The sequence below is a fragment of the Nereida ignava genome, from assembly GCF_047114695.1.
GTDB lineage: Bacteria > Pseudomonadota > Alphaproteobacteria > Rhodobacterales > Rhodobacteraceae > Nereida > Nereida ignava.
Genome location: NZ_CP112885.1, coordinates 1,523,700 through 1,548,873 on the forward strand (window position 1 = coordinate 1,523,700; position 25,174 = coordinate 1,548,873).

The window sequence follows — 25,174 nt, forward strand, 5'->3', positions numbered from 1 at the left end:
AAAGGTAAAAATTAGGATGACAAGGCCGAAATCGCCGCCGAAATATTGCGCAACTCTGAGCGCAACGTTTTTGGATTTGCCCCGGCATTGAAATCAGCTTCAACCGCAGTGACCTGATCTTCAAGAGCAGAGACATGTAAACCATTCGCTTGACCTGCCGAAGAGCTTCGCAGAGCGCTCAGACGTGTTTTCAAAGACGCGATCTCACTGCGCAATAATCCAATTTCACGGCTGTTGGACGCTTCTTGCGTCTCTAGGCTATTAATGTTGCGCTGTGCGGCGTTATTGCTAGCGATAATGCGCTCAACTTCTGCATCATTTGTCGAAATCTGACGATCATACTCACCCGTTTCGATATTTCGCAGGTTGTCGAAAATGTTAGCCTTTGAAGGATCTGTCTCCCCTTCACAGCCAGCTAATAAGATGCATCCCAATGCTGATGAAATAAGTGCTTTGAGCTTCATTATTCTTCCCTTTAGATCTAGCGGAAAAAGGCGCCCCCTATCAGCGCCCTCCGAGCTTACCTTACACTGATAAAGTCAATGGATTGAACAGTGCGATTCAAACGATTCCTCGTTGAAGTGGCCGCCGCTTTGGACCGCGAAAGATTCCCTGCGCCATCTTTTTCCAAGGCAACAAGATTTTTATACGCGCCATTCACCTGACCAGATGTGTTTTGCAGCGCGGCTCTGACAGCTCGACGGTTCGAATTCACACCACGTGCTCGGGCTTTGTAAATAGACTCGCTAATTTGACCTGCCGACACTTGACGACGCAACGATGAAAGTTCTGCGTTTTGCTGACGAACAACCGAACGCAAGCGCGATTCAATGCTGCCCAATTTTTGATTGATGCCGCTGATTTTAGCGATGACTTGCTTTTGCTCTACTAGCTTTTTATTTGCCTGTGCTGCTTCTTTTCCTGCACCGTACCCGACTGCGCCCCCAGCAACACCCCCCACAATCGCACCATCTTTGCAATCATCGGCGTCCCCACCCAACAACAGTGACAAAGCACAACCCGCAGCAGCACCAATAACTGCGCCCTCGATTGCGTTCCGCGCGACAATGTCTCTTGACTGGCGAGAAAGTGATTTTGCTTCAGCTAAAAGTCTACCTTCAGAAGCGGAAAGCTCTTTGTTTTTAGATGCTTGTCCTTGTGCCTTCGAAACACTCACTGGCTGATCTACACAAGCGGAAAGGGCCACGATACAGCACGCAGCGAGTAGTTTCATTAGTTTCATACTAATCTCCATTAATAGTCGTATTTAGTGCAATAGCATCACGTAAATCTGAAATTAATTGTTTCACAAGTATCACAATGAAACCAGCCCAGAAATTTACCGTTCCACAAGACTGAGCTGAGGTATAAACACAAAAAAATCTGTTATACGTTTCACCACCGTGGTTATTATTACCATTAAAAGCTATCGGCTTTTCCCTTTGCGGGTTGACGGTTGGGTTTTCAACCAAAACCTTAAACCTCCTGAAACAGTGATTATTCAACAAAAATTTCATGTGTGGTTGTACAGTCGCCATGCTGAGCTGTTAACAGCTGCACTCCGGGCTCATTAATTTCAATCTGCTGTAAGTTTTGACCAATTTTAACCCCGTTAAGGTACCAGGCCGCACCATTGCCACCTATTATGGAAATATTTTTACTTATTGATTTAATCCAAGCACCATCTTCTGGGTAAGAAATAAGTCTTTTACAGCTGGTAGCTAGTTTTGAATTATAAGTTGATTTACCCTGGCTGACCTTAGGCTTCGCAGGTCGAACCAGGCCTAATGATCTACCAATTTCCAGCGAAATAGGGAATGCCGTACTAACACCCGTTAGTGTAGTAGTAGGTTCATTATCTGGCGTACCAACCCAGACTAATACGAGATGTTTATCATAGATCTGAACGCTCCACGCGTCTTGTCTGGCGAATGAGGTGCCCGTTTTGAATGCAACTCGTTCTCCATTTGCCATATCTTGTATTAGTAACGATTGGATTTGATTGGCTGTATTTTGAGTGACCAATGTGAAGTCCGACATAGGAGCATTGTCTTCAGTAAAAGATAGGCGTCTAGCATATCCAGGATCTACAAGCCCCATATAGATATTCATCAACTGTTCTGGTGTTAGATAAAGACCACCAACAGCCAAGCTTAATCCCGCAAGTTGCTGAGAGTTTAGGGAGCCGTCTAGATAGGTGTTTAATTCAGCCTGTAATAGATCGGGGCCGACTTTTTCCAAAGCCCGGATTGCTGGAATATTGAGTGATGTCAGCAGTGCCTGCTTGAGGCTTACCTTGCCGCCAAAACCTTCACTGAAGTTTGTTGGCCGATAACCTGACTTAAAGTACGCCGTATCATCAAACACGTGTTCGTAGGTAATGAGATTACGATTAAGAGCTTTTGCGTACACTAACGGTTTCAAAGTGGAGCCTGGGCTACGTAGTGCGGTCAAATAGTTGATAGCACCTTTTCTAGTTTGTGAGCTGTATGTTGCTGAGCCTACATAAGCCCGGACTAGTCCTGTTTTCCGCTCAACAATCATTGCTGCTGCCTGGATAGGGGCAGAGCGGGTCTGAATGTCTTGTGCCAGTATGTTCTGCACTTCGCGCTGCCAGTCAGAATTGATGGTTGTGCGAAAGTGTTTGTTATCTGCAGAAGCGAGGCGCTGGGCTAGGTGTAACGCGTGGGATTCCGGCTTTATTAGACGAGTAGGAAGTGGCTCTTCTATTACCTCCTGAACGGTCTGATCTTGGAAACCTAGGCGAGGGGCTACTTTGGCGAGAACAAGTTGTTTCGCTTGGTATGCGTCAGCTGGGAACCTATCAGGACGGCGACGCTCAGGAGATTGTGGTAGAGCAACTAAAATCGCGATCTCGTTGAGTGTGAGTTGAGCTGGCGTCTTTTGAAACCATGCTTCGGTCGCGGCCTTGATACCCTCAATATTGCCACCGTACGGAGCCAATGTGAAATATGCTTCAAGAATTTCTTCTTTAGACCAGTGCTGCTCAAGTCGACGCGCTTCAATCATTTGTCGAATCTTTGTTAACAAGGAATGCTGGCGTAGGCTGGTGTCTAGCAACCGAACAGTTTGCATCGTTAGTGTAGATGCACCTGAACTCACTTTCCCGAACTTTATCGCGTTCAAAGCTGCACGCGAGATTGCTTTTAGATCTACTCCCCTGTGTTCCCAGAAACGTTGATCCTCATAAGCGACCAAAACTTCAATGAGTTCTGGATCAATGTCCTTAATTTTGATTGGCTCGCGCCAATAGCCCTCATCTGTAAGGCTAAGGTTTATTATGCGGTCATCGGTCCCTCGCAGAACAACAGAGACATCAGACAAGCGCCCCAAATTTGGTGGTTGTGCTATGTACCAAACTAGGGCGCTGAGAGTGACTACTAAGCTACCCGTCAGCGCAATGATGACTTGTCTGATTAGTGTCATCGTGCTTGAACGACTGTCCGTCTAATGTTTGATCGACCATTTATTTCGGGGAAATACATTTCTTCTACTGTGGCATCCGGGATTTGTGCTCTCCCTTCATAGGCCGCTCGTACAGTGTACCTCACAAAAGCGAAGCTACCTTGGAACCACCGATCATCAAAATGTGCGATTAGACGATCGTCCATTGCGGCTGTGAAGTAAGGCTTTCGACCTTCATTCAAGTCAACCTTAACGCCATTAACTTGCGGATCTGTAATTGTTGCATCTTCAATTTCGAAGCCTGTTGGTAACAAGTCTGTAAGAAGAAGATCAGACCCAGAACCTCGTCTAGTTCGATCGATTTCCACAACAACAGTAAATAAATCGCCTTGATTTACAGCTAAAACACCATCTTCCAATAGCACTGGCTCGCCTGAACGATCATACCACCATTTAGTAACCTTGTAGCCGTTATTGCGTGGTAAGGTGTAGCGTCGCTGGCCTGTAGTTTTGACGTTTAGGAAGAGTGGTGTTTTGGCATTGTGACCAATTTCAAATCCAAATTGTAGTTGTTGATTGGTGAGGGGGAGATTTCCGCTGTCATCAAGAACAAGATCCATTCCGTCCAGTGTGATTGTTGTTCCTGCCATTGAAGCTTCTTGGAACTTTTGAAGTGAGACTAGCTTGGCGCTTGATTGTGTTGAGCGATACCCACGCTGACTTAAGTGCTCATTAGTGTTAGCAATTACCGTCATTAACGGAGGTGCCAAAAGTTCTGTATCTAGCTCTGTCAGTAGGTGAGCAGTATCTGGCGCGGATACGCCGAGTTTATGATAAGATCTTCCACTGCTATTGGCCGTAAACCATGTACCAGTTGTACGGCTGACGTTTGGTTCTTCAGGGGTGTTTTTGTCTAACAGAAACTGTACTCGCTCTGCTAACTGCAACATTCGTTTCGTATCATTGAGATTTGCCGCCACCCAATATGCGAGAGCAAAATCTTCCAATGCATTCGATAGTACAAATGGGGTCACTTTGGCAGCAGCCAACTGAGGACGTTTCTCTGAGAGATCTAGGTCAATTGCATATCTTGCTCGCGACGTTACTTCATATCCTGAACGGGCAAGAATTCCATATGCATACAACTTTGTGCGCTGTTCATTGAAGTTTGTCCGATAGAGATATTCGAGGCCATTGTTAATCGCATCGATGACAGCCGCTTGATTATCTGCGTAGGGCAAAAGCTTTTGCAGAGTGTCCACGGCATAAGGTTGATAGACTTCGTAAACACGTGAATTTTTAGACCAATAGCCAAATGCACCAGATGTCTTCTGTTTAGCCATTAGGTTATCGATGCCGATCTGAATTCTACGTGATGTGTCTTTATCCAGCCCGCGTAATTCAGCCATTGCTACAACGCCTCGAGCTTTTGAAGAGACTTGTTCCACGCAGCCATATGGATAGCGGTCAAGTTCTGAAACTACCTGGCTTAAGTTAATTCCTACAGTGGATTTTAGGCTTGCTGTTACGGTACTACCAGGCTCGGCAAGGTCCACGATATACGAATTGTACGGCTGTACTAAAGAGCTGCCCAGTCCTAACCAGTTTTGTTTTTTTAGCTCGACAGATTGAACCTCTGAGACTGGGTATGAGCCGTGGCGTGAGACGAGTTCATATGTCCGACTGTATAGACGATCACCTGCTGCCATTTCGATCACTACTGGCACAGTTCCAGTAGTGTTGGCGGTAATAGGTAAGTCTACACTGAAGGTGTTGGACGCTGGCTTAGCGATGGTTTGAGTTGCAATCGATTTTCCAATCGTCGTCTTCAATTCCACCGGGCCGTCGAAGTCGTTCCATCGGATGTTCATTTTTGCATTTACGAAATCTTTTGGCGCAACAAATCGGGGCATTGAGACATCAATACTTACTGGGTCTTGAACCGTGATTGTGCTTTCTGAAAACCCAAAGCCTGTTTTATCCAAAGCGACTACGACCACGCGTAAACGACCTTCCCATTCCTCAGTTTGATCAAACTGGTAAACAGCCTTCCCATCGACAATATCGATTAGTGGGCTTGAGGCGACAAAGGTTTTGAAGAACTCAGACTTTGGAGCCTCAGCTGCGGCTGATAGCATCCCCTCATCACCACCGACACGTATTGCTTTTAGGCTGCTGTCTTGGGAAATAAGTTTGCCAAAATTTGTAAATATTCCAAAGTTGAGCGCTCGCTCGCCCAGATAATGATCTTGGATGTTGTCGTTCTTATAGCCAGAGATTGCGTGTATGCCTTCGTCAATTACAAAAATCATAGCGCTGCCATCAGTGCCATTGGTATCAATGGTGACCGAGATAGGGTCCTGGCTCGTAATTGTTTCCTGAGTATCTACCTCTACCGACAACTTACGGCCGGCTGCTGTGTTAGGGACCCATGTCTTGCCAATAGCAATTTGTGGTAAGTGTTCAGACCCTGGTGCGATAGGGCGGACCAAGGAACTCAACAGGTGGACGCCAGGCTCTGTCTTAGCCAAGATCTCCAACGGAAACTCAAATGCGCCTTCTTTAACTTCAGCTTCGAATACGGATTGTATGTCCTCATTAGCGACGAATATTGACAATTTTCCGTTAAAGGGCGCTGTGCCTCGTACATTTGTACCGTCAAAAGCTAAGCTCAGTTGTTCTGGCTCACTGGCGGGTTTGGCATTTGCACCCCAGCCAACATAGAATTCGTAGATAGTTTCAAAGCCAAGTTTGTTCTTAACGATCAGTTCATGACGACCCCATGAAAGAGGCGTTTTGAGTGTTAAGTTTTTATTAGATACGCTGCCGCTTTCCACAGCATTTTCTGAAACCCTAACCGCATTCCAGCGCCAACCGCCATCATAGTACCAGTTGTAGTCGCTATATACTCTTTTGACCGTGTACGTGACGCCATCGAAGCCAACGCTGTTTCCTTGGCGATCAACAGAGGCAACAGTGAAGCTAGGCGGATAATCTTCACTAGCGTAGTCATCAAAATTTGAACGGACGCCGACATAGCTATCGAGAGTGTCTAGAGCGACCCTCTCTTTTACTTTGTTTGCTCTCCCGCCCACATCGTAGACTGTTCCCTCAATAATAACTTCATAGAGGCTTTGGGCGTTGACCGTGTAATCTGAAAGGATTGAAGTGTTCAGTTTACCGTTTTCATCCAGCAACTGCTCATAGCTGTCTAATTGCTTGATTGATGATGCATCTGGATTGCCAAACACAAAGCCAGATAGTTCAGCAGATTTATGAGTTCTAACTTCTTTTAAGAAAGTGATGATTTCAGCTGACAAGTTTGCAGCTGGTCCGCCTGAATAATACTCACCTTGAAGCGTTAAGTTTTGCTGTTCCCCAAGTGCCCAGTATTCGCCATTTGTATCCAGCCGAGCTTCGATGGTTAAAGGCACAAAGTCGCTGATACTTATTTGGTGATCAGCAAGTATATCTTCGTCAACACTTAACACCTGAACAGAATACTGCCCAAGCGGCAGAGTTTTCTTCAGTTCTATTTTTTGAGCAAAGGCCCCAAATTCATTACTGGCAATTTGAGATTTATAAATTTCAGAATTTATACTGTTGAGTAAGCGTACCGTCAGCTCTTGATTAGGTAAGGGCTGTAAATTTAACTTTCGGGCTGCGCCAACAAAGTGAAGTGTCTCACCGGGACGGTAAACCCCTCTATCAGTAGTTAGATAGACATCTACATTTGCGCGTTTCTCAGTTCCACCAGTTAAGAAGCGAGGTTTCTGGTCTAGTGCGTTTAGCTCAATAATGCTTGAACCATTTTTCTCGGTTGAAACTATAAGAAACTTGGGTGCAAAGCCCTTGGTGCCATCTAAGAGCCGGTTTGAAACTTCGACCCGACCACTCTTATCAGAGGTACCTTCAAAAAGTGTTCTGTTGTTAGCGGCTGTTATGCGGACGCTGGCATCTCGTATAGCTGCAGTATCACTAAAACTGGTCAAAAAGATGTCAGATTTGTTTAGTCCTTTATAAAATTGAAGCGCAACATTTGAAATTGAGAACCACTGTGTTGGGCGGTTAGAATAGCGGCTCATCTCAATTTGCGGTGACGTAAATGTAGCAACAAACAGGCCAGAAGCATCATCGTTTAAGATGTCGCTGAAATTCAGGTTTACCTTCTGTTGCTGGTTAAGTGGCGCATCGAGCATAATTTTTTTCTTTGCAACCTCGTCCCCCCAATAGTCTTTGAGCTGATTAATATCTTGCCCGTCGAGAATTGTTAGGATGTCGGTATACGCGCTCAAAGAAGCTGCATCCACTTGATGCAGTGTCACTTCAATTTCACTCACGTTTACATACTCAATAGGCATCACTGCGTTAGATGGGTCAGCCATTATTGACTTAGATGCATCAAGCTTGATGCTCGGACTGCGCTCAGGCGTTTGAAAGGCCAAGTTTATCGGTGCTGTAACTGACTGTTTGGGCAGCCCGTCCCGCTTAAGTTGTAAATTCGGCAAAATACGCAGCTGATATCGCGTCGAATGTGCAAGACCGCTGATGCAAAACTCGCTTCGCTTGTCGTTCCAAGAATAAATATCTTTTGGACCAGTAACTGAAAATGCATCGACGATTTTATTGTTCGATGTCACCTCAAAATAGTTTTGAAAACTATCATCAGCAAAATCTAAAGTTCTGCCGCTTTCTTGTGCTGCTAACGTGGAGCAGACCGACGCTGTAGTCCCACTATCAAAGGTTCGTGGTGGATAAGCGAAAACGGCCTGATCAGTACTTTGTGCGTAGAATAATGCCGCATCGGCATTGAGGACCTGATCTTTATACGTGAACGTTGCGAGCTTACCGCTCGGAGCAGTACTCAAGGTGACGTCAATGACACCCAAGAAATTCACTTCAGCACCTGCTGGTACTGTTGTCGTGTCGTTAATGATGATGGGCTCAATAGAGACGTATCGTCCGAGTTGCTCAGCAAACGAGAGCGATGGCAGAGCCCAAAATAGAATGAACGCTAAAGATTTAATAAGGTTTAACATATTTTGGGTCTCTTTTGTGGTATCGAAGAAGCCTGACATTGCCCGATTAAAGACGCCATGCATCAATGGTTTTTATTTACAGCAATGTTCCGAGAAAATCACTGTCACAATCGGATTTGAGATGTCTTAGCTGATCAGAAAGATTTCCAACGGGCCAAGTGTTGTTTGATGCGAGTTCGTAGTCTTCTGTGATAAGTGTAAAATTGGTTTTTTCTGAATTTTTGGGTAGATAATTGACTACGTCCCATGCCCAGTAACCTAAACGAATGTAGACCAGATTAGTCTTACCGTTGATCCCTTGATAGGTCTTTAGCAGCTGTCCTGCGGAAGCAATTTGCATGTCCGACAGTAAAAAGCTGAGCGCCAATGTCTCTGTGTCCTTGAGCACGGTTTTTGGATTTTTTGAGATCTCTGCCCATAATCTTAACTCGACTGCATTACAGTTTTGCGATGCCATCACTTCCAACCGACCGATAGAGCTTTGGTTGGAAGGCGACGCTAAAATTTGATGTTGATCTTGTGCCCAATCTTCTGCGGCTACAGCGGTTGTTGCCATTATCCAAGAGATGGCCAGGGGCATTAGCTTCAATCCCATTCTTCTACCCACAATACGAGAGCACAGCAAATAAGGAGTGTTACAATCAGAATGGGTGCGGAGATCATCAGAACATCTTTCTATCTTATTTAGATTTCAAATAACTCCCGCGAGGTCGGGAGATCACCTCGCGGGAGGAGCAAGCTCGTCTGCTCGACAGGTCGCCTCAACCTGCAGATTTGGTCTACAATGGTGAAATGCAGATACGTCTCGGCGTTTTTGTGGATTTTGAGGAGATTTGTGCAGATTATGTGCAGTCGCGGTGAAACTGATTGATCCGCAAAACATGTGTCTTCATGTAAGGTGTAAGTGAGGAACAAATGCCCAATATTGTGATTGTCGATGACGAGGTGGAAATCCTTCAGCCGCTGGAAGAGATGCTCGTAGATGAGGGCTTCTCTGTTCGTGCTTTTTCAAGTCCACTCAAAGCGCTTGCTTATTTGCAGACGCAAAGCCCCGATTTGGTTGTGTTTGATATAAAGATGCCTGAGCTGAACGGTTTAGAGCTTCTCAAAAGAGTGAGGGAAATACATACAGCTTTGCCGGCAATATTCTTGAGTAGCAAAAATGAAGATGCTGACCAGTTGATTGGGTTTTCAGTTGGCGCTGACGATTATGTCGGCAAACCTTTCACAAAACAGCTACTTATGTTTCGGATTAGGTCTGTTCTTCGCAGGCATGCACCTACAGATAAATCACCCAATCAACCAATTGTTGCAGGTAGTTTAGCGATTGATCCAGAACGCCATTTGGTGAGCTGGCGTGATCATAAATTATCCATGACTGTCACAGAATGTATGATCTTGATGTCTTTAGCTGAAAGGCCAGGGACCGTTAAGAAACGAGCCCAACTCATGGATGCTTGCTACGATGGCAATGTATTTGTGAGTGACAGAACTATCGACAGTCATGTCAGAAATATCAGGTCGAAAATACGTGATGTAGATCAAACTGCTGAACCCATCACTACTGTGCATGGCCTAGGCTACAAGCTAGCCGTTTGATATGCGCAGCATCCTGACAAAAATCTTTAGCTTGTTTTTGGGCTTCAACGTTGTGTTGTGGGTTTTTGTGTTGGCTTCAGATGACTTTGTTACAGCCGAAATCACCCATAAAAAGAACCAGTTGTCGCTTTCGTCAGTTTTGTACGCTCAGCTTGTATTACCAATTATTCGACGCTCAGACATATCTGAGTTTGAAAAGCAGGTGACGATTAGCCAGCTTCTTTCGGGGCCTGCTATTCCAAGCTCAGAAAACATCAAGGTATATCGCTTTGAAGCTGAAGGCGACTTGCCATCATGGTTTAAATATTACGACGGTACGGCCGCTAATCGTTTGGCGCCCGTTACAGTGAGCGTTTTGCCTGCGAGTAAGCTCAGTTCTCCGAGCAAGACTAAATTAACTGATCAAATCGCTGAGCGGCTATTCAAAGTCTATAAGCCTTTAGTTGATGGCAGAGTTGTCACGCCAGAGATAGTAGCCAAGCGAGCACGTTTCAGCACTCAAAACGAAGTTTTAGACAGCGATTTAGATTCCTATTTCTTGCGAGTGCTGGCCCCAATACGTGACGGCAAAGAGACCGTCGGAGTTATTGAAGTATGGGATACCTATAAAATCAAAGATGCTTACTTTGGTCGTAACGCTGTGCGGCTAAATCTACTTGGGGGAATTTCTCTAATAAGCCTTATTCTTTGCCTTATATTGGCGATCTCAATAGCGGTGCCCCTGCGGCGCTTGTCTCGGCGCCTTGATAAGAAACTATCGCCTGATGACATTGCCACCCAATTACAAAGTTTTCGTATCAATAGTTTGAGTAAGCGCCGCGATGAAATTGGTCGGCTGCATGGTAATCTTGTTAAATTGACGGGCCAGATGACGGACCTCTTTAAAGAGAAGGAGCAGTTTGCAGCAGAAGTCAGCCATGAACTTAAAAACCCAATCGCTAGCATCATTGCTTATGCTGAAAATTCTGAGAACCGCTCAATTGCAGATGATAGTGCAATGACTAAAGTCAAAGCGCAGGCTGTTCGAATGAATAAACTTGTTTCTGAGATATCCGAGGCTGCTGTAGTTGATAACGATTTAGTCACCAAAAAACGCGAGCGCTTCAATCTGTCTGAAATGCTTGATGAAATCTTGACCCATTACCAAGATACTAATGAGTACCAAGGGGTCGAAATCATTGCTGAGATCCATCCCAAAGTAGTAATTTCCGGGCTGCAGGAGCGCTGGGGGCAAGTGGTTGTAAATTTACTCGACAACGCAATCTCATTTACGAGACCCACTGGCCGAATTCAGGTTTCGTTAAGTAAATCATGGCGCCGCGGTGTAGTACTTCAGGTAGAAGACAGTGGCCCTGGGATTAGTGAAGCCGTAGCTGAACTAGTATTTGAACGGTTTTATACTGCTCGTAAGGGTAATGCATCGCAGTCAAATGCATCTGGTTTAGGGCTGTCAGTTGTTAAACAAATTGTGGAAGCACATGGTGGTAATGTTAAGGTCGGAAAGTCAGACCTAGGTGGGGCGAGTTTTTGTATTAGGCTCGAGCAGACCTATGCATTTCGGGCATAAGTAGCTTTTTTATTCAATAAATAATCGGTTATCATAAATCCTAATTATAATTCCCAACTAGCAATACTCACAATAATATCATGCAAGACTTTCTGTAGATGCTTAAAGTGATAAGACCGAGATCCATGCATAGTGGCCAAAAGTCAGTCGACCTCAAAATCCCCACTTCTTTTCAAAATGAATTAAATCAGGACCGCTTTCGGGACCACTTCTGCAAACGTCTCTCCCACTAAGCCCCTAATACTAAATGACAAATTGTGTAGTTCGATGTCCTCTCCTGGGCACCAGTTTTCCCCTCAAATAGAGTAACCAATAATTAACCAATTCAGAGGCTAACTCATATCCTCTGATTGTGAGTTAATTATGTTCCCCAGTTTTCATCGATATCCAGCGTGAGACACCTTGTTATAGGCATAAACTTTGCTCCTGAGGCGATGTCTACGGGCCTGTATACAAAGCAAATGTGTGAGTATTTGGCCGAGCTAGATCATAAAGTCACCGTTCTTTGCGGACAGCCTTACTTTCCCAATTGGGCGACTTACGGTGGGTGGAGCAAATTTCGCTACACAAAACGCGATCATGGCAAAATTGATGTGACCCACTGTCCTCATTACGTGCCGCAGAACCCAACAGGCATAAGGCGCATCATTCATCATACGTCCTTTGCCTTTGCAATTTTGCCGATCTTGATTTGGTACAGTCTAACTAAGCGGTTCGATTTAATTACAGTCGTCGCGCCCTCACTGATAAGCGCGCCGTTTGCTTTTGCCTTCGCGAAGGTTTCAGGGGCACGATCGCACTTGCATGTTCAGGACTTTGAGGTCGAGGCAGCCTTTGCTACCAAACTCATCGATCCGGAGGCGCTACTCGGACGCGCAGCACTTCGTTTTGAAGAGTGGTGCCTGAAGCGCTTTAACTTGGTTACTACAATTTCACCGACAATGCTCCTGAAGCTCCACCAAAAGGGGGTTACACCCGACAAAACATATGAGTTGCGAAACTGGGCCGATACCAGCCGAATAAAGCCGCAAGAGCCGTCGCAGTCATTCAAAAGGGAAATTCGGATCAGCACAGAATACGTCGCGCTGTACTCGGGTAATATCGGCAACAAACAAGGTATCGGGATCATAGTTGAGGCTGCGAAACTGCTGTCGCGCCGCACTGACCTTACGTTCCTGATCTGCGGGAATGGTCCTGCATTGACAGATCTCAAGCGCAAAGCGTTAGGGCTGCCGAACGTCTGGTTTATTGACCTACAGCCGCTCGAACGTCTGTCCGACCTGCTGAGCATCGCGGATATTCACCTGATGCCCCAAATCGCAGATGCCGCTGACCTGTTGCTGCCATCAAAACTGACTAACATGTTTGCGTCAGGACGCCCTATTGTGGCCACGGCGGCACGTGGCACCGGCCTCGCGGATGAGATCAAGGGTGCAGGGATTGCTACGCCACCTAATGACGCGCCGAAATTTGCCCGCGCAATCGAACAGCTTTTGAACGACAAAGAATTACACGCCGAGATGGGCAAAAAGGCGCGTTTAATTGCGCTCACGCGTTGGGAAAAGAACTCAATACTTACTCGATTTGAGGCACGCCTGCGTGAATTGCTTGGCACGGCTAAACAAAAAGGTAAGCCACGCGGTAATCCACGCACATAGGCACCCCAGATGCCTCTGCTCTTTCCTTGAGCGCTCAAAGCGCATATGCCAGCGGGCAACACTATTGCAGGGCCGGATATGACAAACACACTCTACCAAAATGACCTCCCTGACGACTTGGATTTGGGTCCGGTCGTCGCGATTGACTGTGAAACGATGGGCCTACATCCGCACCGCGATCGTCTGTGTGTTATCCAGATGTCAGGCGGTGATGGAAACGCACATTTGGTACAGGTAGCAAAAGGCCAAACCGAGGCACCAAATTTGTGCCGCATGCTGACCGATCCAAACGTACTCAAGCTGTTTCACTATGGCCGGTTTGACATCGCGGCTATGGATAATGCCTTTGGCGCCCTCACTGCGCCGGTTTACTGCACAAAAATCGCCAGTCGCCTCATTCGCACATACACCGACCGGCACGGCCTGAAGAACCTTCTGCAAGAACTTTTGAGCGTGGACATTAGCAAGCAGCAACAATCCAGTGACTGGGGTGCCGAAAAACTTACTGACGCACAGCTGGAATATGCCGCAAGTGACGTGCTTTACCTGCACCGCTTGCGTGATGAGCTAAACATCCGCCTTGAGCGCGAAGGCCGCATGGAGCTTGCACAACGGTGCTTTGACTTCCTGCCGACCCGTGCGCAACTTGATTTGGCTGGTTGGCCTGACAGCGATATTTTCGCGCACTCCTGATTTGAGCGGATCCTAGATATGACTGATTTCAAAAGCCTTGGCCAAGATGTCATCCGTGCCGAAGCCGAGGCCCTTGAGACACTCGCCAATCAGCTTGGGGATAGTTTTGAGGCTGCAGCAAAGTTGATGCTTGCCGCGACAGGTCGGGTCATTCTTTGCGGGATGGGGAAATCAGGTCATATTGCACGCAAGATAGCAGCCACGCTGGCAAGTACCGGCACGCCTGCACAGTTTGTACACCCCGCAGAGGCCAGCCACGGTGACTTAGGCATGATGGCGAAGGGTGATGTTGTTTTGCTTTTGTCAAACTCAGGTGAGACCCCTGAACTGGCCGATGTGATTGCACACACAAGACGCTTCAACATTCCGTTAATCGGCATGGCGAGCCGCGCAGACAGCACCCTGCTGACACAGTCGGATGTTGCTTTGGTCTTACCTCAACTCGGCGAGGCCTGCGGTACCGGCGTTGTTCCCACTATTTCCACAACCATGACCCTAGCGCTTGGTGATGCTCTTGCGGTCGTTCTGATGAAGCACCGTCAATTTACGCCTGCCAACTTCCGCGATTTTCACCCCGGCGGGAAACTCGGCGCACTGCTTTCAAAAGTCGGCGAGCTGATGCACTCGGGCGATGCGGTGCCGCTGACTACGGCAAATACCTCCATGCAGGACGTACTCATTACAATAAGTCAAAAAGGCTTTGGCGTGGTGGGTGTGACCGATGACAACGGCACCCTTAAAGGAATTATTACGGACGGTGACCTACGCAGGCACATGGATGGGCTTCTTGACCTGACCGCAGGCGGTGTGATGACTGCCGCGCCAAAAACCATCTCACCAGATGCACTTGCCGAAGAAGCGGTCGGGCAAATGAATGAACGCAAGATCACATGTCTGTTCGTTGTTGACCCAAAAGGACCAGCACAACCTTGTGGGATTTTGCACATCCATGACTGTTTGCGCGCCGGACTGGGGTAGGATGGTTCGGGCGGACAACAGATATTCGCGACTGGTTGTTTGGCTGAAAATCATCCTGCCAATTGTCGGCCTTGTTTTGCTGTCGCTGCTGTTTTTGGTCGCACGACCCGCCACTGATGTCCAAAGCACCATCCCCTATGCCAAAGTCGAGATAGATGAGATTGTCGCGGATCAGCGCATTTCGGCACCCACATATTCAGGGGTGACTGCTGAGGGTGATGCTATTGAATTTAACGCTAAACTTGCCGCGCCAAGTCCAAACAAGCCCGACAGCATCACGTCTGAGGGCATTTCAGCGCGGATTGATCTCAAAGGTGGTACCACCATCTCGCTGACGGCGCCACAAGCAAGCGTGGACGGACCGACCCAAACCGCGCGCCTTTCGGGAGGTGTTGAGGTGAATACTTCAGCTGGTGTGGTGGTACGAACTGACGCCGTAACAACATCGCTTGAGACAGCTACGCTGGTAACCGATGGGTCTGTGGAAGCCACCTCATCGCTTGGCCAGATCACAGCCGGTCAGATGACTTTGATCCAGCAAAACCGCGGCGTACATGTTCTGGTTTTCCAAAACGGCGTCCGAGTGATATACCAGCCATGACTTCTGGAGAGCACCCTATGTTTTTGCGCTTTATCATTGCCGCTTTTCTTTCTATTTCCTTCTGCGTTTCGGCGACAGCGCAACAAGTTGCGTTTGGTAAAATTGCTAACGACCCAGATGCGGCACTTGAAATTACTGCCGACCAGCTCAACGTTAATCAAGAAAACGGTACCGCCATTTTTGATGGTAACGTCGTGATTGGCCAGGGTGTGATGCGCCTTGCCGCAGGCCGTGTTTTGGTTGTCTATGCGGAGGGCGACCAAAAAATTGAGCGGCTAGAAGCAACCGGCGGTGTAACGCTAGTGAATGGTGAGGACGCAGCAGAAGCAGAGCGCGCCGACTATTCAATTGCAAACAACGAAGTCGTAATGAGTGGAAACGTCCTCGTAACCCAAGGTCCAAATGCGTTGACGTCTGAAAGTATGACACTTGACCTTGCAACTGGTACGGCACGTATGAACGGTCGCGTGAAAACAATCCTCAACACTGGGCAGGACTGATGCCAGATCTCAAAGTAACCGAAGGGTCTGCGGGACTACGGGTCAGTAACCTACGTAAAAGCTACCGTAAGCGGACCGTCATTCGTGACCTATCCATGACGCTGGCGCGCGGTGAAGTTGTGGCTCTGCTGGGGCCAAACGGATGCGGTAAATCAACCTGCTTTTATTCAATTGCAGGCCTCGTCACGCCCGAAGGTGGCCAAGTGACGATTGATGGCCGCGACGTAACGACCCTGCCAATGTATCGCCGCGCCAAACTGGGTATCGGCTACCTTCCACAAGAAATGTCCATTTTTCGCGGAATGAGCGTTGAAGACAACATCGGAGCAATCCTCGAAATTTCTGAGCCGGATCGCGCTATTCGACGCAAACGACTTGATGAATTATTGTCTGAATTCTCGATTGAGCATTTACGCCGCGCCTCGGCACTTGCACTTTCGGGTGGCGAGCGGCGTCGCGTTGAAATTGCCCGCTGCCTTGCCGCTGACCCCAAATATGTGCTGCTGGATGAGCCATTTGCTGGTGTCGATCCCATTGCGGTTGGTGAAATTCGTACTCTCGTTTCAGACCTCAAAACACGCGGTATTGGCGTTTTAATCACAGATCACAACGTGCGGGAAACTCTCGAAATTGTTGATCGTGCTTACATCATGCACAGCGGAACGATCTTGATGAGTGGCACCGCAGCAGAGGTCGTAGCGGATGAGAAAGTGAAGCAAGTTTACCTCGGCCAAAATTTTCGCATTTCATAACCAGCGCGCAATCTCACTTGACAGATCGCACTGATCCAGCGCCAAATGAGGCTAATGAAAGTGGCCAGACCCATCTTTTTTAGCCTGATACTCGGTTGTCACCGCGCCCTTTCATTCAGCCAAAAGTTACCATTTCTTTACATTCATGCGTCAGGCCATGTTGGGCGGAAACGGTTCAAATAACACTGGAGACTTCATGCGCTATCAAATCACTGGCAAGCAAATCGACATCGGCGACGCACTTCAAACACATGTCAAAAGCGAACTTAATGACATCGTTGAGAAATACGCAGAACGACCGACGGACGCCAATGTGGTTTTTTCAAAAAGCGGTCATGAACACGTCTGTGAAGCGACCATCCATCTTTCAACCGGACTGACCGCGCAGGCAAAGGCTCATGCGACCGAAATCTATGCGGCATTCGATGAATGTGCTGAGAAAATGGAAAAGCAGTTACGGCGCTACAAACGGCGCCTGAAGGACCACCATAGCAAGCGGAAAGAACCGGTTGAACAATTGGGGGCTTCCTCTTATATCCTCGCGACAAGTGAGGGCGTTGACGATAGTGAACCGGAAACGTTGCAGCCTATGATTATTGCCGAAGTTGAAACCAAAGTTTCAACAATGTCAGTCGGTGAAGCGGTTATGCAGATGGAGATTTCCGGAGCGCCAGTGGTGATTTTCCGGAACGAGAGTAACAGTGCGTTTGGGGTCGTCTACAAACGCGACGATGGTAACATTGGGTGGATCGAGCCCAAAACGTAACAGGGCATCGGCGCATCAGTCGAAAAGAGCAGTACAATGAACCTAAGCGATATCCTTACACCAAACGCCGTCCGCGTCTTGGGCAACGTTAGCAGTAAAAAACGACTGCTGCACGATGTGGGTGACATCGCGAATGCGTGCTACGACCTTCAAGGTGCGCGATTGATTGAGGCCCTTATGAAGCGCGAAGAGCTTGGGCCAACGGGAGTAGGGCACGGTGTTGCCCTACCTCACGCGCGGCTTGACCATATCGACACTGTAAAAGGTGTATTTCTTCGTCTTGAACGCCCCGTAGATTTTGGGGCGGTTGATCGCCAGCCTGTTGATCTTGTGTTTGCATTGTTTGCACCCCGCGACAGCGGTGTTTCGCACCTCAAAGCGCTGGCTCTGGTATCGCGGACATTGCGCGATGAAGCGGTCTGCGAGAAACTTCGCGCAAATAGCGACCCATCAACGCTGTATGCAGTTTTGACTGCTCAGAATATCTCAAAAGCAGCCTAGTTTTTCCAAGCTGAGAAACCGAACGCCATGTAATCGCGCTGGTACGCCTCGCGGCACGCGCGTTCGACTTCAGCATCGTAGATTTCTGCCAGTTCGAACTCAGCACTCGTGTCAGACTGCGTTAAGGCCGGACACGCGCTTTTGACCCGCGCCGAAAGATAAGCAAGCCCCTCAGAAAGCTCAGCCTCTCGGATAACCATATCAGGGCTCATAAACGTGCTAAATCCCTGAAGGATGCTTGATTGACTTGCCCAGTTTGGATCAACGCGGATACTCGTTTTGCCCCCAAGGTTTGCCTTAATGAACTCCAAAAACTTCAAGAAGCCTACTCGGTGCTCATTAGGACCATATCCAAAAGAGCGGCGTCCATCTTTGGGTAGGGTAATGTCGTAGTTTTCGATCAGATTTTGCCTAATCACAGGAAAACTGGCCTCATCCACGTTGAGGATTCTTTCACAGAACACTCTATGGGCCCGCTCAATAGGATGGCAAACAACGGTAAACGTCCTGTTGGGGGTCCGGTTCCGCTTCCACCGCCGGACAGTCTTTTGCGAAAAATCCGTCAACAAATCAGCGGTCGCTACGCCGTCTACCTGAGCAAGCCAGTGCGTAACTTTAGCCATCGGGCCACCAGGAATAGGATGATATAAAAGCCCCGTTTCAGCGGCAGCAATGTAACTTGGAACTGCCGCGCTTCGGGCAGGTTCAGTTGATGCAACCTCCTGCTCATCAATCTGCTCCACCCTACCAAGCGCTGCTCGCATCTCTGCATAGTTTGAAACTTTTGAGGACAGCGGCGCAGGGTTTTGCCGCTTCAACTCGGTCGACAACCCGCTAAGTGCAGGCGCACCAAGATAAGCGGCGATCCCATTCAACACATCAAGTGAGTTAAGGTCATCATAGTCCACACAGAAGGGTGCCTGGCCCGCCCGTTGAAGTGCCCCCCGCAGGTCTTGCTGAAATGCTTGAAGATCAGCTAAAAATTTAGCGTATTTGCGCGGCTGAAATTCGATCTGGCTGGTTTTGCGCCGCGTCTCGTCGGTTAGTTTCCACTGATTGGTCGCACGCGCGATTTGAAGGGACACAAAGCTATCAAGCGGATTGCGCGTCAAAATGATCTTGGCGCACCGCTCATCCTCGATGATATCAGCTAAGATGCGCGGATCGTGTTCATGAAAATACCGAAATCCATTGAGGCCAGCGGCGTTTCGGATCGCCTGAACAAGAAGGTGCGGTTTTTGTTCGCGCTGTTTTTTGCTGATCCCCAAAATATCATCTCGGTTGGGATAACCGATAAACGCAGGATTAAACGCCTCACCATGACATGTAACGCCTGCCATCGCGTTTAGGTGGGTTTCCAAAAGATTGGATCCCGTTCGCATCTCGGCAAACATTACAAAGCTATCAAAACGGCCTGTCATCTATCTCACCAAATATGGTCGGCGAGGCTCTGGCACGGGTGCTGCCTCAACGCTTGAAAGGGGAAAATCACCCATCAAATACGGATGCATCCCTTCGTTTTTCAGGCTCTGCAGAAACTGCCCAAAACCAGTAAGATCAACCATCTTGGGCACTTCTGTCAGGCGCCGAGGTGGCTTTTGCCCCATCTCATCAACAATATCTTGTAACGCATCCATGGGCGCCTCAATGAAGTCAGCCAGTGTCCACGTTCGGACCTTTGCTTTTACGTAAGGCGTTTTCAAAATCTCTAAGAACTTGTTTTCAACGCACTGTAGGCGTGCCGCCTCAACACGGACCTCCGCGAAAGGACGCTTTGAGTGAAAGAGCGGCACAGCCCACGCGCCAGAAATCACAGAAATCTGTGCGTTCGGATCAAGCGCCAGTTTCCAGTTAAGGTCTTGCACATCAGCAGGTCCAAACTGAAAACACTGCCGTTCGCCGCGCGTGTTCCAGATAAGTGACGTCAGAAAATCACGTGGAGCATAGTCGCGAACTGCGGCGCTGTCCGACAAAGCGCCATTAAAACTTGGCTCACCGCCCGCAAAATGCACTTTGTCCCGAGCGAATAAATGCCCATGGACACGAACTGGCGTTGCCCTTGGAAGCCAATCCGCAAAGCCTTCAAAAACGTCATTAAAACCACAAAAGACAGAATAGGGCGCCGCAGTCATTGCGCCTTCGACACCTGCATGGGGGAATCGCCCTTGCATATACAACCCATTACGGCCGCGTACACGACGCTCAACCGCCTTGGCAAATATCCGGTCAATCTTGGCTGGAGCAGGCTCTGTTTGTGGTACGGCACCCTCATTCTTTTGAAGAAACGTATCATAAAGTACATTCGCTTGGGGCCAAATCTTACGCGCTACAAAGCAATCAGAACGGCGTAAAAGCTGTAGATGATCATCGTAAAAGATATGGGGCTTGCCCTGAAAATCGAACTTGGACAGCGTGAGCGAGCGGCTCTCAATTCGTTCGGAATGGATCCGCGCAAGCGTTTGAAAGTAACTCTCGTCCGATATCCAGACACGCTTGAAGTATCGATCATACGTTTGGCGCATCGGATCGTTCAAAATGGCAGAGAGCGTGCTGCGCGTCAGGCACCACCACTGAGATCCCATATGGGGTTGTAGTCCCGTGGGTATTTTACGTTTAAATCTGATGCGGCGCTGCAGCCGGACATACCCATCAAATAGCCTTCGTTGGTGCTTCCAAGAGAACGGGAATCGTAAGGTAAAGCGCTCAGCATCCAGGCCACCAATCGTCCAAGGAACGTCTTGGGTCGTGGCGCTTTCGATGAAATCTATTTTGGGGCGCGCTTTTAAATAGGCGCATAAATCGCGCACAGGCCGCAGGGGCAAACATGACCCAGATGCTAGAAAAACATGCTCGACCTGTGGATGCTCACGCAGGATTTGCTCAGCTGCCATTTGTGTTGCGCCAACCAATGACCATGTGCCCCAATGACATTTACGTCGTGCAGAAAAGCTCACCTCAGGCAAATCTGAAAGCCGCCCGCGAAACGCAGTGAATTCCGCCCGCGACACAGCTTTGTCAACATGGACAACAACGGGACAACCACCGGCCACCCAATGACGCACTACTTGTTCAGCACGGTCCAATGCCGTGTGAACAAGCATGATGACCCCAACGCTCATGCCCAATTTCCTTTAGACATGAGGCCCAAAATTTCGAGCTGCCGCCAGTTAATGTAACTCTCTGACCACTTGCACCAAAGATCGGGGTCACCCTTCATCTGCGCAGCGTAGGATTTATACTCATGACTGGCCGCGTAGTGCTGTTTGCGGTTCAGTTCTTCAGCCGCTTTGGCACCAAACGTATCAAGAAACTTGGCGTGCAGTAGAACGCCCGTAGCCTTCTCACCGCCATTTGCATCGTAGGTGAGGTTCAAACCGCGGGGCAAAAGCATGTGTGTTGAACTGACATAGGTGTAGCCTTTACGCCACTTGACGAGCGGGGTTTTGTTGAGCGCAGGCGCACGGATTGGGTCATCGGCGAAGAACATCCGCATGCGCGGACCACCTTGAATCCATAAATTGTCGTATCGGTTATTGCGCGAAATCGTGTAATTGCCCGCGTCAAACCAATTGAGCACCTCAAGGGGGTCCTGACCTTCCACATAGCGGGACTGACCTATTGGGCCCTTTGGATACATATCCAAAAGCAATGCGCTGAATGACCGTATCGAAGATGTATCAAGCCAATCAGTCAGCGCCCGAATGGGGCGCGTATCGCTGAACGGAAAGACAAAAAATTCGTCACAATCAACGGTCAAACACCACTTACCCGCACCATATTTCGAGAGCAGATAGTTGAGCCAATCCATCCCAAAGCGTGCCGATTTATAGCTATGTTGTGTCGTCCAAACCGATACATCGGGCTGCTGCGCAAGATACTCACGGCCACCATCATCACTGTCGTTATCAACAATCACAAAGTGATCGACACCCTGCGCACGGTAGTACTCCAAAAAATATGGCAAACGGCGCTTTTCGTTGCGAAGGGTAGAGAACAGAACGATGCCATCACGTGGGATTTGAGCAGTATTATTGACAACCATTCGCAACTCACGGGATTTGCGCCGCGCACGGATGCGCAAGCGCTTCCTCTGCAGCCTCATCCTGTATGAGCTCCAAATACCCAAAAGCCAAACCTCATAAATCCCCAACCGATCACCGCCGGTTTTCGTACATCGCAACTATAGGCCAAAAATTGCGTTTTCGTAAATAAATTCGCCGCCTACGCGCCCCATTTGATCGGATACATAAGTCCCAAATCAATCAACTGCTGCGGACCCTCATAGCGGGCAGCACCTTTGTGCCACAAATCAGGGTTCGCACTTAGGGCGTCATAATACTCATCATAAAGGGCGGAATTATTGAAATGCTCATCACGCTGCTTTTCCTCGGAAGATTTATCAACAACTTCGGGCAGAAATTTCGTATGAAGCAGAACGCCAGATGGCTTTTCACTTCCCTGATAATTCTGCACATCGTTCAAGCGCTTTGGCAGCAGCGAATGCGTTGAGTTCACATATGCAAAACGTCGGCTCCATTTTACAAAAGGGATCTTGTTAAGCGTCGGCGCGCGGCGGAATTCTTGGGCGAAAAACTGACGTGCCCGTGGCCCGCCCTGCACCCAAAGGTTGTTCATCCGTCTTTGTGTTTTGAAGTCGTACCCATCAGGATCAAACCAGCCTAAGACATCGATCGGATCATCACCCGCTTTATATGTCTGCCGCCCAAGTGGCCCTTTAGGATACATGTCCAACATGAGTGCCCCAAAGCAAGTCTCACCCGCCGCATCAAGCACTTTGGACAGCGCCCTGAGATCTTGAGTAGTACTCTGATCGTATACGAGCAACTCATCGGCATCTACCGTCAAGCACCACCGGTCATGTCCGTAAACAACCATCAACCACGTCAGCCAGTCCATCCCAAACCGCGACAGCCGATAGCTGTGATTGGTGCGCCAAACAGACACATCCGGTGCGCCGTGAAGCAGTTCAGAGCTGCCGTCCGTTGAGCCGTTATCTACCACCAAAAAGTGCTGTACGCCCAATCTGCGGTAGTGTTCAAAAAAGTATGGCAGGCGCGTGCGTTCATTGCGCACACACACAAAGCACAAAACACTGCTCGGAATGAGATTGGCAGTCTTATCGCTTACCAGCGCGAGTTGATTCCGCTTGCGCAATGCGCGCAACAAATATCGGCGGCGTTTCCACCGCAGTTTATAAGCATCAACGAGGCGCGCTATCATGCCAAGACCCGAAACGTCAGCTACACCAAATCACTGTGCAGCTTGTTGTTGGCCAACCATCTGCTGAAGATAGTCCAAAAGCTCATCGCGGAGATCATCGCGACCCAAGCCAAACGAGACAGTCGCCTGCAGAAAGCCGGCTTTCGATCCACAATCAAACCGCTGACCTTGGAAACGGTATCCATAAACGCCCCGTTCGTTTTCAATCTCTTTCGCGATCGCGTCAGTCAGCTGTATTTCACCGCCCGCGCCAGATTTAAGCTGACTGAGGTTTTGCAGTACTTTTGGCGAAAGGATGTAACGACCGATCACAGCTAAGTTCGACGGCGTGTCCTCAACGGAAGGCTTCTCAACCATACCTTTGACCGACACCATCGCGCCAAGGTCTTCTTGGATATCAAGCATGCCGTAGCTGCTTGATTTCTCTTTGGGGACCTCCATCGCAGCCACCATCGAGCCGCCTGTTTCCTCATATGCCTCTACCATCTGTTGGAGACACGGCTTATCCGCCGCAATAACATCATCAGGTAGAATAACCGCAAAAGGCTCATTCGCGATAAGCCGGCGCGCGCACCACACCGCATGCCCCAGACCAAGGGCTTTGTGTTGGCGAATATAGGCGATTGCCCCACTATCCATGTTGGTATTTTTTAGAACCTCAAGAAGCTCATCTTTGCCCTTTTTGCGAAGTTCTTGTTCAAGGGTTGGGGCATGATCAAAGTAATCCTCAAGCGCCCCTTTGCCGCGAGACGTTACAAAGATGAATTCTTTAATGCCTGCCGCACGTGCTTCATCGATGGCGTATTGGATCAGCGGGCGGTCAACCAATGTCATAATCTCTTTTGGCACTGATTTGGTCGCAGGCAAAAATCGCGTGCCCAAGCCTGCCACGGGGAAAATAGCTTTTGTTACCTTTTTTCGCATTTGTCGAACCTTACGCAGTATTTAGGCACAGGCTTCTTGCCCGAATATGTCACCAGTAAGGCAAATATATGGACCAAAATACATTTCCACGGCAGTAGGGAGATTAAACACAGCTATGCCATTGTAATCAAGCTTGGCCCATATCGCGTAGCATCTTCTCAATCAAAGGCACGTCTTCTGGATTATTTAGCTCCCAGAACTTTGCGCCACGGGGCTCAACCTCAACACACATCATGGGGCTTGCACGCTCCAAGAACCGAAGCTGCTCAAGCCCCTCAAGCCCTTCAAGCGGACCAGAATCCCATGTGGGATAGGCCATCAACGCCGCGGGCCGATACGCATAGACACCAACGTGATGAAACACAGGTGTGGGATCCTGTGCGTCAAAGTCTTGTGCGACGAACGGGATGACTTCTTTGCTGAAATAGAGCGCATTATTACCCGCGCCGAACACAGCCGTTGTCCCACCAACGCGACCATGCTTGCGGTCGTTCAAAAGGCTGTTCAGCGTCTCACCATCACACCGCAAAACCGGCGTGGCCACATCAGCAGCTGGCATATTTTTCAGCCCATCGATCAACGCCTCAACAAACCAAGGCGGCGTGAGCGGTGCATCACCTTGTAGATTGACCACAATATCGTGGTCCGCACCAAGGTTCGCATAGGCTTGTGCGCAACGCTCTGTGCCGTTGGCGCAGCTCTCTGACGTCATCACGACCTCCGCACCAAAACTCTCTGCCGCTTGGCGAATACGGTCGTCATCAGTTGCGACAATAACTTTGTCTGCACCCTTCACGGCCATCGCTGCCCGCCAAGACCGCTCAATCAAACTGCGTTTTGTGCCGTCAGCACCGGTAAGTTCAACAAGTGGCTTGCCAGGGTACCGCGTACTAGCGAACCGCGCAGGAATTACGATGAGAACGGACATA

The 25,174-nt window shown here is 48.7% G+C and carries 21 protein-coding genes; 10 read left to right on the top strand and 11 right to left on the bottom strand.

The genetic code is table 11. From position 1 onward, the window contains the following. Window positions 1-11: 11 nt before the first annotated feature. From OLX08_RS07585 to OLX08_RS07605, 5 genes are all read right to left on the bottom strand, one after another. Window positions 12-464 carry a hypothetical protein gene (locus OLX08_RS07585; protein WP_391480707.1) on the bottom strand — a complete coding sequence of 151 codons (453 nt, stop codon included), beginning with the start codon at window positions 462-464 and terminating at the stop codon, window positions 12-14. 56 nt (window positions 465-520) lie between these two features. Continuing rightward, window positions 521-1,243 carry a hypothetical protein gene (locus tag OLX08_RS07590; RefSeq protein WP_391480708.1) on the bottom strand — a complete coding sequence of 241 codons (723 nt, stop codon included), beginning with the start codon at window positions 1,241-1,243 and terminating at the stop codon, window positions 521-523. A 254-nt stretch (window positions 1,244-1,497) separates the two neighbouring features. After that, window positions 1,498-3,447 carry a penicillin-binding protein 1C gene (gene pbpC / locus OLX08_RS07595; RefSeq protein ID WP_391480710.1) on the bottom strand — a complete coding sequence of 650 codons (1,950 nt, stop codon included), beginning with the start codon at window positions 3,445-3,447 and terminating at the stop codon, window positions 1,498-1,500. Then, on the bottom strand, window positions 3,444-8,528 hold the full coding sequence (locus tag OLX08_RS07600) for an alpha-2-macroglobulin family protein (RefSeq protein ID WP_412535638.1): 5,085 nt from the start codon (window positions 8,526-8,528) through the stop codon (window positions 3,444-3,446). Before OLX08_RS07600 ends, pbpC begins: the two co-directional genes overlap by 4 nt. A gap of 13 nt (window positions 8,529-8,541) precedes the next feature. Beyond that, complete coding sequence (locus OLX08_RS07605; protein ID WP_412535639.1) at window positions 8,542-9,045, bottom strand: hypothetical protein; 504 nt, start codon at window positions 9,043-9,045, stop codon at window positions 8,542-8,544. A 335-nt stretch (window positions 9,046-9,380) separates the two neighbouring features. Between OLX08_RS07605 and OLX08_RS07610 the strand changes: the two genes are divergently transcribed. From OLX08_RS07610 to OLX08_RS07655, 10 genes are all read left to right on the top strand, one after another. Next, the gene (locus OLX08_RS07610; protein ID WP_391480715.1) at window positions 9,381-10,064 is read left to right on the top strand and encodes a response regulator; all 684 of its coding nucleotides are present in this window, start codon (window positions 9,381-9,383) and stop codon (window positions 10,062-10,064) included. Between the two features lies 1 nt (window position 10,065). Then, complete coding sequence (locus OLX08_RS07615) at window positions 10,066-11,631, top strand: sensor histidine kinase (RefSeq protein WP_391480716.1); 1,566 nt, start codon at window positions 10,066-10,068, stop codon at window positions 11,629-11,631. A gap of 392 nt (window positions 11,632-12,023) precedes the next feature. After that, window positions 12,024-13,289, top strand: coding sequence for a WcaI family glycosyltransferase (locus OLX08_RS07620; RefSeq protein ID WP_391480717.1), 1,266 nt, complete (start codon window positions 12,024-12,026; stop codon window positions 13,287-13,289). Between the two features lie 78 nt (window positions 13,290-13,367). Further along, window positions 13,368-13,982 carry a ribonuclease D gene (locus OLX08_RS07625; protein ID WP_048598784.1) on the top strand — a complete coding sequence of 205 codons (615 nt, stop codon included), beginning with the start codon at window positions 13,368-13,370 and terminating at the stop codon, window positions 13,980-13,982. Window positions 13,983-14,000: 18 nt separating this feature from the next. Continuing rightward, window positions 14,001-14,960: a KpsF/GutQ family sugar-phosphate isomerase gene (locus OLX08_RS07630; RefSeq protein WP_391480719.1), complete on the top strand. Its 960-nt coding sequence runs from the start codon at window positions 14,001-14,003 to the stop codon at window positions 14,958-14,960. Window position 14,961: 1 nt separating this feature from the next. Beyond that, window positions 14,962-15,561 (top strand): LPS export ABC transporter periplasmic protein LptC, encoded by a 600-nt coding sequence (lptC, locus tag OLX08_RS07635; RefSeq protein WP_412535640.1) that lies wholly within the window; start codon window positions 14,962-14,964, stop codon window positions 15,559-15,561. Continuing rightward, complete coding sequence (gene lptA, locus OLX08_RS07640) at window positions 15,558-16,061, top strand: lipopolysaccharide transport periplasmic protein LptA (RefSeq protein ID WP_412535641.1); 504 nt, start codon at window positions 15,558-15,560, stop codon at window positions 16,059-16,061. The genes lptC and lptA overlap by 4 nt, the downstream gene beginning before the upstream one ends. Beyond that, window positions 16,061-16,813 (top strand): LPS export ABC transporter ATP-binding protein, encoded by a 753-nt coding sequence (gene lptB, locus OLX08_RS07645; RefSeq protein ID WP_341246434.1) that lies wholly within the window; start codon window positions 16,061-16,063, stop codon window positions 16,811-16,813. Before lptA ends, lptB begins: the two co-directional genes overlap by 1 nt. Window positions 16,814-17,009: 196 nt before the next feature. After that, window positions 17,010-17,579 carry a ribosome hibernation-promoting factor, HPF/YfiA family gene (gene hpf, locus OLX08_RS07650; RefSeq protein WP_391480724.1) on the top strand — a complete coding sequence of 190 codons (570 nt, stop codon included), beginning with the start codon at window positions 17,010-17,012 and terminating at the stop codon, window positions 17,577-17,579. 36 nt (window positions 17,580-17,615) lie between these two features. Further along, window positions 17,616-18,080: a PTS sugar transporter subunit IIA gene (locus OLX08_RS07655; protein ID WP_391480726.1), complete on the top strand. Its 465-nt coding sequence runs from the start codon at window positions 17,616-17,618 to the stop codon at window positions 18,078-18,080. Here OLX08_RS07655 and OLX08_RS07660 read toward each other — a convergent pair. The 6 genes from OLX08_RS07660 to OLX08_RS07685 form a co-directional block, all read right to left on the bottom strand. After that, window positions 18,077-19,501: a nodulation protein NodH gene (locus OLX08_RS07660; protein ID WP_391480728.1), complete on the bottom strand. Its 1,425-nt coding sequence runs from the start codon at window positions 19,499-19,501 to the stop codon at window positions 18,077-18,079. The genes OLX08_RS07655 and OLX08_RS07660 overlap by 4 nt on opposite strands. Beyond that, window positions 19,502-21,199, bottom strand: coding sequence for a beta-1,6-N-acetylglucosaminyltransferase (locus OLX08_RS07665; RefSeq protein WP_391480729.1), 1,698 nt, complete (start codon window positions 21,197-21,199; stop codon window positions 19,502-19,504). Then, window positions 21,196-22,206, bottom strand: a complete 1,011-nt coding sequence (locus OLX08_RS07670; RefSeq protein ID WP_391483207.1) for a glycosyltransferase family 2 protein — start codon at window positions 22,204-22,206, stop codon at window positions 21,196-21,198. The genes OLX08_RS07665 and OLX08_RS07670 overlap by 4 nt, the downstream gene beginning before the upstream one ends. Window positions 22,207-22,301: 95 nt before the next feature. Then, window positions 22,302-23,321 (bottom strand): glycosyltransferase family 2 protein, encoded by a 1,020-nt coding sequence (locus tag OLX08_RS07675; RefSeq protein WP_391480731.1) that lies wholly within the window; start codon window positions 23,319-23,321, stop codon window positions 22,302-22,304. A 30-nt stretch (window positions 23,322-23,351) separates the two neighbouring features. Then, complete coding sequence (gene galU, locus OLX08_RS07680; protein ID WP_391480732.1) at window positions 23,352-24,245, bottom strand: UTP--glucose-1-phosphate uridylyltransferase GalU; 894 nt, start codon at window positions 24,243-24,245, stop codon at window positions 23,352-23,354. Between the two features lie 127 nt (window positions 24,246-24,372). Continuing rightward, a complete protein-coding gene (locus OLX08_RS07685) occupies window positions 24,373-25,173 on the bottom strand; it encodes a 3-deoxy-manno-octulosonate cytidylyltransferase (protein WP_391480734.1) in 801 nt (266 codons plus the stop codon). Window position 25,174 lies beyond the last annotated feature (1 nt).

What these genes read in the sequence shown, in the direction of transcription:
- lptA (WP_412535641.1), top strand. Translation starts at nt 15,558, where the DNA reads ATGACTTCTGGAGAGCACCCTATGTTTTTGCGCTTTATCATTGCCGCT.
- pbpC (WP_391480710.1), bottom strand. Translation starts at nt 3,447, where the DNA reads ATGACACTAATCAGACAAGTCATCATTGCGCTGACGGGTAGCTTAGTA.
- OLX08_RS07605 (WP_412535639.1), bottom strand. Translation starts at nt 9,045, where the DNA reads ATGCCCCTGGCCATCTCTTGGATAATGGCAACAACCGCTGTAGCCGCA.
- lptC (WP_412535640.1), top strand. Translation starts at nt 14,962, where the DNA reads ATGGTTCGGGCGGACAACAGATATTCGCGACTGGTTGTTTGGCTGAAA.
- lptB (WP_341246434.1), top strand. Translation starts at nt 16,061, where the DNA reads ATGCCAGATCTCAAAGTAACCGAAGGGTCTGCGGGACTACGGGTCAGT.
- OLX08_RS07660 (WP_391480728.1), bottom strand. Translation starts at nt 19,501, where the DNA reads ATGACAGGCCGTTTTGATAGCTTTGTAATGTTTGCCGAGATGCGAACG.
- OLX08_RS07610 (WP_391480715.1), top strand. Translation starts at nt 9,381, where the DNA reads ATGCCCAATATTGTGATTGTCGATGACGAGGTGGAAATCCTTCAGCCG.
- OLX08_RS07625 (WP_048598784.1), top strand. Translation starts at nt 13,368, where the DNA reads ATGACAAACACACTCTACCAAAATGACCTCCCTGACGACTTGGATTTG.
- OLX08_RS07665 (WP_391480729.1), bottom strand. Translation starts at nt 21,199, where the DNA reads ATGAGCGTTGGGGTCATCATGCTTGTTCACACGGCATTGGACCGTGCT.
- hpf (WP_391480724.1), top strand. Translation starts at nt 17,010, where the DNA reads ATGCGCTATCAAATCACTGGCAAGCAAATCGACATCGGCGACGCACTT.
- OLX08_RS07585 (WP_391480707.1), bottom strand. Translation starts at nt 464, where the DNA reads ATGAAGCTCAAAGCACTTATTTCATCAGCATTGGGATGCATCTTATTA.
- OLX08_RS07600 (WP_412535638.1), bottom strand. Translation starts at nt 8,528, where the DNA reads ATGCATGGCGTCTTTAATCGGGCAATGTCAGGCTTCTTCGATACCACA.
- OLX08_RS07630 (WP_391480719.1), top strand. Translation starts at nt 14,001, where the DNA reads ATGACTGATTTCAAAAGCCTTGGCCAAGATGTCATCCGTGCCGAAGCC.
- OLX08_RS07675 (WP_391480731.1), bottom strand. Translation starts at nt 23,321, where the DNA reads ATGATAGCGCGCCTCGTTGATGCTTATAAACTGCGGTGGAAACGCCGC.
- galU (WP_391480732.1), bottom strand. Translation starts at nt 24,245, where the DNA reads ATGCGAAAAAAGGTAACAAAAGCTATTTTCCCCGTGGCAGGCTTGGGC.
- OLX08_RS07655 (WP_391480726.1), top strand. Translation starts at nt 17,616, where the DNA reads ATGAACCTAAGCGATATCCTTACACCAAACGCCGTCCGCGTCTTGGGC.
- OLX08_RS07590 (WP_391480708.1), bottom strand. Translation starts at nt 1,243, where the DNA reads ATGAAACTAATGAAACTACTCGCTGCGTGCTGTATCGTGGCCCTTTCC.
- OLX08_RS07615 (WP_391480716.1), top strand. Translation starts at nt 10,066, where the DNA reads ATGCGCAGCATCCTGACAAAAATCTTTAGCTTGTTTTTGGGCTTCAAC.
- OLX08_RS07685 (WP_391480734.1), bottom strand. Translation starts at nt 25,173, where the DNA reads ATGTCCGTTCTCATCGTAATTCCTGCGCGGTTCGCTAGTACGCGGTAC.